Below are 11,541 nucleotides of genomic sequence, written 5' to 3' on the forward strand. Positions count from 1 at the left end.
CGGTCGCTGACAACTGGAATTGGGTTCTGCAAGACTAAATTCCACTTATCTCGTGGTGAACATATGGTGGTCTCGTCCGCAGATTTCTTTCAAATTTTGTAATGCTTAGTGGCTTTTGTATTTATGTATTGGCACCGTCCGCCACCCTTGACAGGCACCTGAAGAAACGCTTCGCAGCCGTTGCCGATGATGAGGAACTCAGGAACAGCTTCAATAGCTTCATCGTCGGAATGAGCATTGTAGCGTTTCTTCAGGCACCTATCAAGGGCACAGCCTCGCAGGAGCGAGGTGGCTGCTTTAACTGCCTCTGACTCAGAATCTAGGAACAGCTTTTGAGCTTTAAACCTCGATTTTTCCTTTTAAAAGCGCGGGAGTGAGGATTACTTCGTCAGAGGGTATTTCCCATAAGCCAAAGTGTTTTAAGAGCTTTTTAGGAAGCATCATCTTGGCTAGTTTAAATGGTGTGAGCCCTCCAAGGCTTTCACGGTTTGCACTGTTTATGTGACTCATCATGAGATTGACATCATTCTGGGTAAGTCTGTCGAAGGTAGTTGTTGTCTGAGGGCATATCTTGCGGATGTATTCATGATTCTTTTCACAGTGAGGCTTCTGCCATGAAGCCATAGGATCACAGTAATAGATGCTTGTTCTCAATACGTTATCTATTCCACACTCAAGAGCTTCAGGATGCTTGAATTCTCTTCCGCGGTCTGTGACGATCAGAGGCATGGTTTTGCAGAACAGCTCAGTGCCTATAGCTCTATTGATATCATCAAATGTATTCTCAACGCCGATGGCTTCTTTTGAATTAAGCAGATATGCCATCATAAAGTCAGCATTGCAGAAGTGAAGTGTCAGGAGCACCTTATGACTTCCTTCCGGACCTATGACTGTATCCATCTCGGTTATCTTTGTGTCAGGGAATTCCTTGATAAATGCCTCAAAATCCTTGTAGGATCTTCCTTCAAATATGCCGGTATCATCGATTTCTGAGGCATGAGCTTTACGAGGTTTGTACTTGACCAGCTTCGGGAGGTCAAGGTTACTGACAGATAAAGCTCCCTGATCAATGTAGTTGTAGATGGTTTTCTCACACTGGGATATCTCCGGGTGATTCTGAAGTATCATGTAAGGTGATTGCCCGTTAAGGATCAGAGGGCTTACAGTTGCATCAAGTGTTGCGAGATCCTCCTCGGTTATGTTTATGCCACGCCTTGCTTCAACAAGGATGGTCTTGTATTCACTCTGAGCTCTAACAGCGCGATAGAAGTACTTGTCTAACCGACAACCTCTCTTCTTATCGCAGCCATTGCATACAAAGGGGGCTTTATCTGTCAGAGGGCAGTGGTAGTCATACTGAACATAGTCCTTGCAATAGGAGTGGCATTTATTGCACCGCTTACATTCACGGTTGCAGAAAGGCACTGTTGTGCATACATGTTTTCTGTGACAGTCTTTTGCATTGGCACATCTAAATAGCTTCTCATTGAATGTATTATGCATCTGGAACACACGGTGTTTTTTGACTTCCTTAGCTATAGTTGTTGGATCTTTTCCCAGTTCTATACCGATGGCTCTGAAAGATACTGATGCATCCAACCTCTTCTCAATAACAACACGGTTATCCTGATTCATATGCTTCTGATTGGTTTCTATTTTCTTAGACATGATTCCTCTTTCTACTGCGAAAGAGACCTGTATTAGAATACCTATATATGAACCAGAGTGTAAGACTTAATTCCGTATAATGTGGAATTTACTTTTTTATTCAATGAAACTAAAAAAATGTGTTAAAAAGCCTTGACAGCGAGGCTGAAAATGAGTATTATAATCTACGTTGCACGCAGGAGTGGCGGAATGGCAGACGCGCATGGTTCAGGTCCATGTGTTGGCAACAACATGAGGGTTCAAGTCCCTTCTCCTGCACTAGAGTTTATCTAGTGCAATTGAAGCGGTTTGACATATATATTGGAATGCGGAAGTGTCGGAATTGGCAGACGAGCAAGACTAAGGATCTTGTGACTGGTTATGTCGTGTGGGTTCAAGTCCCATCTTCCGCACGAAAGAAAAGGATCAACTCAAATGAGTTGGTCCTTTTCTTTTGTGCGGAAGGGGACTTGAACCCAGTAGCTTCGCTGCGTGGGTTTCCCTAAAGGGACTAGGAACAAGCGCAGCTTGTTCCGTCGCAAGTCCCTATCTTCCGCGTTGCTACGTACTAGGCTCGGAAGGACCTTGTCAAGTGTTTACCCATGGCTCGCACTACGCTCGAAAACACCTCGCCAAGTGCTCTGCTCAAAGTCCCTATCTTGTCAATTCTGTCGCAGTTCCATCTTCCTTGGTAGGATCGCACAGCTGAAATGGAACTAGGGGACGGAGTCAATGTCATTTAGATAAGAAAATGCAGTAAATGCGAAATAGGCACGCTACGTTCTTCAGATTATATAGTAGCGTGGACATCTACGTGACACCGCTTTATCTTTAGACTGTTATCACGTAGTTTCGCAATGATTTTTTGGCATTTTACGTGATACACCTCCGTTAACAAGCTTCTCCTCACGTATTTTTTCCAAATATCTGTTTAGTTTTACGTGTTCTACTACTAATAAAGAGCAGCATCTCACGTAGACGCCGCGCATGAAGGTTGAAGAAGATAAAAAAGCGCCGAAAAAAGCGGCGATAAAAGATGACGTGGAGAACGCCTACAAAAAACAACCAACGGTTTCATAAAACCAACTAATTTGAAATTGTTAGTTGTACGAATGATGCATATAATGAACTTACATGATCATGAATACAACAACCGGAGGCGGTTTTATGAAAACAATAGGAATGAAAATTAAAGAACTGAGGCGCTCCAAGGGGTTCTCCCAGTCGGATGTTGCTAAGAAACTTGGAGTGACCAGTCAGGCGGTCAGTAAATGGGAGACAGACAGTTCCCTCCCGGAGATGACAATGCTCCCGGATATCGCATCGCTCTTTGGAGTACAGATCGATGATCTGTTTGAATACTCCACTGAGAAACGCTACGAGAGTATCGAGAAGAAAATTGAGTATGGAAAAGTGCTGTCAAATGCAGAGTTCGAGAATGAGGAGAGCTTCCTTCTTGGCGAAATGGAAGCGGATCTGACGAATCATGACGCAATCTCTCTGCTTGCAGATCTTTATCGCTATCAGGCAGAGAATCTGAAGAAAAAGGCAGTACGTTGTGCGAAAAAGGCGCTGGAACTACGTCCCAACGATAAGGGCGATATCAACAATATCTGCTTCGGCAGCGATGGAAAGCTCTTTGACTGGGAGGCGGCAAATCATCATGAACTGATCGAGGATCTGTATAAGATCCTGAGGGCTGAACCAAAGAATATTCGGATCTACTTCTATCTGCTGGACAATCTGATTGATGACGGCAGACTTCGGGAGGCAAGAGAAGTTCTGAAGGAGTCCGTTCAAAAGAACCCTAACACTTTGAATGACTTCTATGTTGTGTTCATCGAGGAATATGAAAACGGATTTGAAGCAACAAAAGAAGCATATCGAAAGCTGGTAGAAAAATATCCGGAAGACTGGAGCGTATTATTTTCCGTGGCCAATACCTTTTCCCATCATGAAGAGTACGAAGAGGCAATCCGGTATTGGCAGATGTCATTTGATTGCATGCCTAAGCCTCGCTACACGGATCCCTATGCATCCATGGCGCTTTGCTGTATCCGTATGGGAGATAAGAACCGGGCTGCAGACTATTACAAGAAACAGATCGAACTTCTTCGAACGGACTGGAATACGAAATACTCCGCAGAAATAGACCGTTTGCAGGACAAGATTGAGCAGTTGCAGGCATAACAAAACGGTACTAAGCTAACAACTGGCGGGGCGGTTCTTAATGGAGCGCCTCGCCTACTTATACAGAAAAACAGTTTCTAGTCACAGTTTTTATAAGGAACAAGGGAAGTCTATATTTGTAGGCTTCCTATTTTTTTAAGCAGACATTATAATTGTTTTTATATAGTTTTTTTTACATTAAGTGGGTGAACTATGACCGATGAGATTCTGACAATAGAAAGTATAAGAGCTTTAGATATAGCTGACAGTGAACTTGAAACTGATATTTGTGACATGTCCGAACTGCCATACAGCAATGCAACTTTTGATGCTGTAATTTGTTATTCTGCGTTACATCATCAATGCCTTGTAAAACTCAAAAATACGTTAGCAGAAGTAAAGCGTGTGTGTAAAAAAGGAGCAATTTTTTCTTTTGATATTTTGTCTCGTAATGATGATACTTGCGGTATCGGGACGGAGATTGAGCCTTTTACATATATTGGCGGAAGGACGGATGAGGAGAATGTGCCACATCATTATGTTGATGAGGCAGAGTTAAGAGAACTATTAGAAGGTTTTAACCACATTCATATAGAGGAAGTGAATTATAAATATGTGCTGAACAGTCAGAATATGGCATCAACGGCATTTTGTGTCAATGCAAAAGTTTAAACATACACAAGTACAAAAGCTTTACTACAGCATAAGGCTCTCCGCGAGTAATCCCCAACAGGGCGACAAATTCATTAACGCCATTTTCACAAAGTCTCCAGGCAGTTCCAAAGTATTGAATACGCATCATATTTCGCAGATATCAGGACTTATCTTGAGACCTGCGCAAGAAATGGTGTTAATGAATTCACTGCTCTTTTGAGACTGACTTCCGGTGAACCATATACTGTAGCGGAACTATTAGACGAAGCATAACTTCGTCTTGTTATAGCGCCCCTACCCAGCAACTTCATAAAACACTATGGATGCTTTTTATGCGACTGTGCGTAAGCGTCACATATGCATCAATCCATTTTTGTTCTTCTAATGTTATTGTTTTTTGATTTGAACAATACTCTAAAAAATATATGTATGCCTGCTTAGCTTCAGTATACTTCCTAGCGTGATAATAATTATCTGCCACTTCAAATAACGCTTTAAAGCGTAGCTCATGACCTGTGTTTTCCTCAAAGAATCTTCTATATAGTCTCATTGACAGCAAATAGTCTCCAGCTTTTTGAAATTCTTGAGCTCTTATCAATTCTTCAGGAACATCTCTCATTAATCACAATCCTCATTTTTCAGCTATTCTCATTGCTAATCAATTCCATTACTTGTTGTGATATTTTAACTGTATTACTGCGAATACACTGATTTCCCACTTCGTGGAAGCCAATTCCAGCATGAAACAGCATACTTTTATTATTGTATGGTTCAGTTGTTATTGCTGCAGCCAATATATTAATCTCATTTTCTTTGGCATAATCAAATGCACGTTTATACAGCACACGTCCCAATCCTTGATTCTGATAGCTATCCGCAACAACTATCCTATCAATATAAAGAAATTTAGGATAACGCTCTTCAAACCATTTATAACTCTTGAAATCATAATCATTCAATCCTTCCCTAAAAGCGATTATGAATCCAGCTGGAAAATTATCCACATAAATAATCTCAAAAAGTGCTGCTGTCTCTACTAACCATTCTAATTCTTCCCTATCCATGGGTATAAGAACATCAACATATCTTTGATTTAGCTCCAGTACAAAACTATATTCATTAGGTTTAATTCGTTTAATAATTCTATCTCTCTTATCAGTATTCATACAAAATATTATAATATCCATACATAATAATAGGAAGCCTAGAAAATAGCAGGCTTCCTATATTATCTAAAAAACTGTGAATAGTAACGAAAAACATTCTGTATCGGTTGAAAAACCACATTTGATGTGATAAAATTTCAACTGTTTTCAAAGAATAAAAAAGAGGTTGCGAAAGATGCTTCATTGATTTTCTGACAAAAAAGTTATAAACAGAGTGTTCTTGCCTGCATGACAGGTCTGTTTTTGTACGCTTTACGTCAGATTATCATATTCGTCAGTTGTCCGGTTCGTCCTGGACTTTCGTATTCCTCTTTCTATATTTGAGGTTTATTTTTGATGGATATGACTGCCTTGCGTACAGAAATGTATGTGAGGCAGTTTTTTCGTTTTAATACATACTTTTTGTTGGAGGATTCGATGATGAATAAGAAACTAAATATAGATAACCTTGAACTTGTATCATTTTTCAATGGTCTGGTTTTCTTTGCACCGGTAGCACTATTAGTAAGAACCCGGGCAGGAATTAGCCTTGATCAGTTCTTTGTTTTACAGGCAATATTGTCACTGGTAATATTCTTTGGCGAAATACCAACCGGGAAGATCACGGACGTGGTTGGATATAAAAATACGATTGTTTTATCGCAGGTTACACTTCTGCTGGCCAGAGGCATGATGCTTACCGCCTTTTTAACTCGAAATTACTGGATGTTTATAGCAGAGGCTATTGTAGAAGGCATTGCAAGCTGCTTTTCTTCCGGAACCATAAGTGCTTATCTGTATCAGCGGTATGACGAGGGTGAATATGTTGTAAAAAGTGCGAGAACTTCTAAGTTTGGTACGGCCGGCTTCATAGTAAGTATCATAATGTATGCTGGTATTTACCACTTCTTTGGGATTGTCGGCTTGCTTGTCGTGACTGCTGTTATGAACGTTTTTGCAGTTACGCTGAGTTTCGGGATCGAAAAAGAAAAGGCTAAATCCAAAGAAGCAGTCGACAAGAAGGATACCGGAAAGCATAAATTATTCATTCTTCGACTTAATGCTGAAAATATCATAATTATGGTAACCCTGGCTTGCGTTAGTATTTCCTTCATACTGATCAACTTTTTCTATGTTGATAAACTGGAAAGTCTTGGAATTTCCGAAGAATGGATGACCGCTATCATCCTTGGATACTCGGTAATTGAGATGGCTGCCGAGAAAATCCTGGATTATATTGGAGAAAAGAACTATTTCAGGGCATTTGTAGCCGGATTTATCATTTCCGGGCTGTGTATGTTGATATTTGGAAGAATCAGCATCCGACTGATAATCATCCCAATCATGCTGCTTCTTCCTCTTGTGGTGTCAGTACCGGCATACATATTTGACGAGATGGAAAATAAAGTGATCGATAAAAACAATCTGGAAGATAAACGAGCTGAAGTTCTTTCGGCCTACAACATGGGGGTAAATCTTGTTGAGGTTATCTTCCTGTTTGCATCAGCTTATGTATCAGGTATCGGTGTTTCTGCATGCTTCACAGTGGTGGGAGTACTTATGATCCTGCTGGCAGGGGTGCATGGAGTATTGAAAAAATAATTTGTTTATGAACGAGGAGACAAAAATGGGAAAGTTATCGGCAGAATCGATGAAGCACAACGATTTTACAGAAATATCAAAAACGCCGCTATTCATGATGAAGGCGTGTGGATGAGGTTTTCTAAAAACTTAGGAGAATACATTGATGCTTACAATTGTTATACCGAATTTGGAAGATTTATGGTTTAGAGAAGAATTAATGGCGGACGAAGAAACCATGTCATATAACGCTAAGTGGGGTGGCACAATTCCGTTTCCTAGAGATGAATGGGAATCTTGGTATGAGGCGTGGGTGAGAAATCCCGGAGCACACCGGTATTATCGGTATTTAATAAACTCAGAGGATGAATATGTTGGTGAAATAGCATATCACTACGATAAAGCCCGAGATATTTATATCTGTGATGTTATTATTCTTGCCCGATATCGGAATCAAGGATATGGGACTGAGGCTTTGCTGCAATTATGTAAAGCTGCAAAAGAGAATGGAATTACTGTAATACATGATGATATTGCGGCTGATAATCCATCATATCAGTTGTTTCTAAAAAATGGATTTGAAATTGAGTATCAGAATGAAGATGTCATCATGGTAAAAAGAATGCTATAGTTTTTACATGCGAAAGTTATTGCATAAACGCTGGCTAACCTGTATGATAATAACTAAATTTCAAAGAAAGTGAGGTGCTCAATTATGATGAATAACAAGAAAAACATAACATCTGAATATCTATTGAAGACCTCGGCTTTTACATTCTAATTAGATTTCAATAGTACCGTGGTTTTTTAACCACGGTATTTTTTATCCTTCATAGATATTCATACAAGACCGTTGTTGCTTATCAAACGAATATTTATGGAGGAATCCTATGATTAATCTTAGAAAAATCACAGAAAACAATTTTATTGATGCATTTAATCTGAAGTTGGGCGCGGGACAGGATGCGTTTGTTTCACATCCCATTCGAAGTCTTGCACAGGCATATGTGTATCGGAATCAGTGTCAGCCTTTTGGAATCTACAATGATGAAGAAATGGTTGGGTATGTTATGGTCATTTACGATTATGATATTCCGGAATATGACATATGGCACATGATGATTGATGTGAAGCATCAGGGAAAAGGTTTCGGGAAAGCAGCTCTGGAGATAGTATTGTCTTACATTGGGAGCAAACCTTTTGGTGACTCCAATCGAGTTACTCTTACTTGTAATAAGGACAATGAAGTAGCGTTAGCGCTGTATCACAGCTTTGGATTTCAGGAGAGTGGTGAAGCAGACGATGATGAAATCGAGTTATCTATGACAATTCCTAATGAACCGAGGTTAAAAAACGATGAAACTGCTAAATAATCCTTAGTAGTTGAAAAAATGATTTGGAGAAAAGAAGCAAGGGTTCCCTAAGGGGTTCCCTTGCGGGGGACGGTGTCAGAACCTCCTTCCTTACTGGAATTTTGATTTTTTTCTAGACTTCAAGTCCCATCTTCCGCACTGGATACGAAAGAACCTCGTCAAGTTTTCTTTCGAATCCTCAGTGGAATATCATGTTCACGTGATAGTGCAAGGCATCGATCGATTTCTTCCTGAGGGAGGACATCGACGATAGACCATCTTACGTCCTTTATTTCTTCCCTGCATCTTTTTGTGAATTCAAGCATGTTTTCAAAGCCATTGGAATGAAGCGGTCTTGTTACTTTTTCATAATCTTCTTTTGTAGGCGCATTAAGGCTTACAGAAATGCTGTCAATGACTTTGGCAAGCTCCGGAACTATATCGCGGCCGTTTTCTACTGAGCCTTGGCCGTTAGTGTTTAGTCTGATTTTTAAGTGCTTTTCTTTTTTGGCAAAAGCGGCTGCTTCAAGCAGTATGTCCAGCTGACAGGTTGGTTCGCCGTAGCCGCAGAACACAAGTTCATCGTAACCTGAAAAGTCAAAATTACGTATGGCATCAAGAACTTCTGATTTTGTAGGATTGGTCTTGTGCCAAAGGGTATCCGCGTCGCCAACACCGTCTTTTACGAAACGAATGCAGAAGGTGCATCTACAGTTACATTTATTGGTAATATTTGCATAGACTGAACCTTTATAGGTGTAGAGTATATCTGCCATATCAGGCCTCCGATCTGGCTTTGAAGCCAAATTTGTCCAGCGTTGTTCCAAGCATCAGGAAAAAGACCATACTTCCAGAGGATTGCACCAGGCTTCCTGAGAAACTTGTGATAATCGCAGCCTTGGTACCAAATAAAAGAGCTTCTGCAAGATAGTATCCGGTGGCTGATATAAAGTATGAAATGATCGGAGCGGCAATATTTCTTTTGCTTAGTATGGTTGTAGCTTTATTGGTAAAAGGAATCACGATAAGGCTCTTTATTATCACAGTGGCCACTGTCCATGCAGGGGCGGTCAAAAGATCTGCCAGTCCTCCGCCAATTGCACCTGCCAGCATGGCGTAGGGCATTGGCAGTAGGGTGGCGGCAAGATATATAAGTCCGTCGCCGAAATGGATGTATCCGCCGTTAATTCCCACAGGCACGTGGCCTATGTAGGCTGTGAAAATAGTGATGAGTGCTGCAAAGATTCCGGTAAGTGTTAAGGTGTAAGTTTTGCTTCTTTTTCTTGTCATGTCTGTTCCCCGCTTTCTGTGTAAGTATTATCTATTGTCTTTATTTCATTAGCATCGCTAAACTTTTTTCATATGATATCCCGGCTCTTGGATCAGTGTCTGTTTCCGTATTTTTTATGGCTGTATATATGAAATGACTTGCTGTATCTGCTGCATCAAAAGCGCTGTCACCTCTTAATATTTTGCCTAAAAAGATAGCTGCAAAGAGGTCTCCTGTTCCGGAATAATGAATTCCGTTACTTTGCGTGGTGATGATTTTGCTGTCTCCGTTTTCAATAATGAAGTTCCCAATCACGTCTTTTTTTAAGAGAGGAATCCCGGTTACTGCGATGATCCTGTCATGGTCTCCGCCAAGTATTATGGATAGTCTCCTGATTTCATTTATCAGGTCATCGCCCTTGAACTCCATTATTTTTTCGGGGCTTTCACCTGTCAGAAGACACAGCTCTGTTAAGTTTGGAGTTATTATGTCGGCTTCACTGACCATGGCTTTTATGGTCGTCAGAAGCTCTTTTGAAAAGTTGGTATAAGTTTTGCCATCATCACCCATGACAGGGTCAACTAAAACCTTAGTGCTTGCTGATTTGAAGGCTTTTATAAATTCCAAACTGTTTTTTGCCTGCTGACCGCTCATCATAAATCCGGTTATTATCCCGTCAAAAGTTTCTTCCTGTTGTTTCCATTCCTGCAGATATTCAGGTATTATGCCGGTCAGGTCTTTGAAATAATATGAAGGATATCCAGTCTGTGCGCTGAGTACTGCTGTTGGCAGGGGACAGCACTGAATTCCCAAGGCTGCCAAAACTGTCATATCTGCAGTAAGTGAACACTTGCCGAATCCGGACAGGTCATTAATCGCTGCTACTTTCATAAGCTGCTCCTTTAATGCTTTGTCATGGTAAAAAATATACTCTATACTCTGGTATCATTAAAATGGTCAGTTTCAGACAAATTATTAATACCAGATTCATGCGAATGACTTATTATAAATATCGTGCGAGAAAACCCCTTCCGATGAAATTGGTTGTGGGATGAATCGCACTAGCTTTTCTTTTTGTATTTCACTGTCTTAATGTATTTACGTTTGTGTTCTTCTGTTCGTTGTTCTTCAATGTATTTCTTAACAGTATCAAGAGAAACACTTCCGGTAGTGGCGCAAAAGTAACTTGCGCTCCAGAAGGGTGAATCTCCCCACAGATACTTTTCTACATGAGTCCTATATGTATTTCTCACTTCTTTAGAAAGTTGTGATTTTAACGAGTTGATGAGCTTTACAGGTGCAACATCAGGTGGCATGGAGATCAGCAGATGCATGTGATCGACATCTGTCTCTGCTGAAATGAGTTCACTGTTCATGCGTCCGCAGAGGTAAGCGGCATAATTCTTCATGAAATCACCAATCTCATCTGTGATCACTTTCTTTCTATATTTAGTTACGAAAATTACATGGTAAGTGAGTTTGTATACGGAATGTGATCCTCTTCTGTACTCGTTCAGGATATCTGATTCCAGCATCGATTTCTGCATAAATTTACTCCTTATCTAAAGAGAACATGTGTTTGCACTTTTCCGAAATGTGTGCTATAATACTAACTATAGAATACTGCTAAGGAATTTGCAACCGTGTACAGAACAAGGCAATACAGGATAAACCAAAACCACATACTCTATGACTATTGCAGGGATATCTGCAGATCATCAGC

12 protein-coding genes and 2 tRNA genes are annotated in these 11,541 nt (G+C 40.5%); 7 read left to right on the plus strand and 7 right to left on the minus strand.

Features of this window, described 5'->3' with window-relative positions; translation table 11 throughout:
* Positions 1–339: 339 nt before the first annotated feature.
* Positions 340–1,668, minus strand: coding sequence for an IS30 family transposase (locus BM146_RS16095; RefSeq protein WP_074891280.1), 1,329 nt, complete (start codon positions 1,666–1,668; stop codon positions 340–342).
* A gap of 175 nt (positions 1,669–1,843) precedes the next feature.
* On the opposite strand from BM146_RS16095, the gene BM146_RS16100 reads away from it, so the two are divergent.
* From BM146_RS16100 to BM146_RS16115, 4 genes are all read left to right on the plus strand, one after another.
* A tRNA-Leu gene (locus BM146_RS16100) sits at positions 1,844–1,926 on the plus strand.
* A 49-nt stretch (positions 1,927–1,975) separates the two neighbouring features.
* A tRNA-Leu gene (locus BM146_RS16105) sits at positions 1,976–2,060 on the plus strand.
* A gap of 721 nt (positions 2,061–2,781) precedes the next feature.
* A complete protein-coding gene (locus BM146_RS16110; RefSeq protein ID WP_242949422.1) occupies positions 2,782–3,837 on the plus strand; it encodes a helix-turn-helix domain-containing protein in 1,056 nt (351 codons plus the stop codon).
* A gap of 192 nt (positions 3,838–4,029) precedes the next feature.
* Entirely contained in the window at positions 4,030–4,488 is a 459-nt protein-coding gene (locus tag BM146_RS16115; RefSeq protein ID WP_074891283.1) for a class I SAM-dependent methyltransferase, read from the plus strand.
* 289 nt (positions 4,489–4,777) lie between these two features.
* Here the strand turns inward: BM146_RS16115 and BM146_RS16120 are convergent, their stop codons facing one another.
* Together BM146_RS16120 and BM146_RS16125 are read right to left on the minus strand one after the other, a co-directional pair.
* Positions 4,778–5,089, minus strand: a complete 312-nt coding sequence (locus tag BM146_RS16120; RefSeq protein WP_074891285.1) for a tetratricopeptide repeat protein — start codon at positions 5,087–5,089, stop codon at positions 4,778–4,780.
* 19 nt (positions 5,090–5,108) lie between these two features.
* Positions 5,109–5,636, minus strand: a complete 528-nt coding sequence (locus tag BM146_RS16125) for a GNAT family N-acetyltransferase (RefSeq protein WP_177201707.1) — start codon at positions 5,634–5,636, stop codon at positions 5,109–5,111.
* A gap of 417 nt (positions 5,637–6,053) precedes the next feature.
* Here BM146_RS16125 and BM146_RS16130 point away from each other — a divergent pair, with 417 nt between their 5' ends.
* The 3 genes from BM146_RS16130 (at position 6,054) to BM146_RS16140 (ending at position 8,569) form a co-directional block, all read left to right on the plus strand.
* A complete protein-coding gene (locus BM146_RS16130; RefSeq protein ID WP_074891287.1) occupies positions 6,054–7,217 on the plus strand; it encodes an MFS transporter in 1,164 nt (387 codons plus the stop codon).
* Between the two features lie 145 nt (positions 7,218–7,362).
* Positions 7,363–7,827 (plus strand): GNAT family N-acetyltransferase, encoded by a 465-nt coding sequence (locus tag BM146_RS16135; protein ID WP_074891290.1) that lies wholly within the window; start codon positions 7,363–7,365, stop codon positions 7,825–7,827.
* A gap of 259 nt (positions 7,828–8,086) precedes the next feature.
* The gene (locus BM146_RS16140) at positions 8,087–8,569 is read left to right on the plus strand and encodes a GNAT family N-acetyltransferase (RefSeq protein WP_074891292.1); all 483 of its coding nucleotides are present in this window, start codon (positions 8,087–8,089) and stop codon (positions 8,567–8,569) included.
* Positions 8,570–8,727: 158 nt separating this feature from the next.
* Here BM146_RS16140 and BM146_RS16145 read toward each other — a convergent pair whose 3' ends face one another.
* The 4 genes from BM146_RS16145 to tnpA all read right to left on the minus strand — a co-directional run bounded on the left by BM146_RS16145 (position 8,728) and on the right by tnpA (position 11,365).
* Positions 8,728–9,324: a TatD family nuclease-associated radical SAM protein gene (locus tag BM146_RS16145; protein ID WP_074891295.1), complete on the minus strand. Its 597-nt coding sequence runs from the start codon at positions 9,322–9,324 to the stop codon at positions 8,728–8,730.
* A gap of 1 nt (position 9,325) precedes the next feature.
* Positions 9,326–9,838 (minus strand): TIGR04002 family protein, encoded by a 513-nt coding sequence (locus BM146_RS16150; RefSeq protein WP_074891297.1) that lies wholly within the window; start codon positions 9,836–9,838, stop codon positions 9,326–9,328.
* 40 nt (positions 9,839–9,878) lie between these two features.
* The gene (locus BM146_RS16155) at positions 9,879–10,709 is read right to left on the minus strand and encodes a pyridoxamine kinase (protein WP_074891300.1); all 831 of its coding nucleotides are present in this window, start codon (positions 10,707–10,709) and stop codon (positions 9,879–9,881) included.
* A gap of 170 nt (positions 10,710–10,879) precedes the next feature.
* Positions 10,880–11,365, minus strand: coding sequence for an IS200/IS605 family transposase (tnpA, locus tag BM146_RS16160; protein ID WP_083413607.1), 486 nt, complete (start codon positions 11,363–11,365; stop codon positions 10,880–10,882).
* Between the last annotated feature and the right edge of the window lie 176 nt (positions 11,366–11,541).

This window comes from Butyrivibrio proteoclasticus, assembly GCF_900115735.1.
Lineage (GTDB): Bacteria > Bacillota > Clostridia > Lachnospirales > Lachnospiraceae > Butyrivibrio > Butyrivibrio proteoclasticus_B.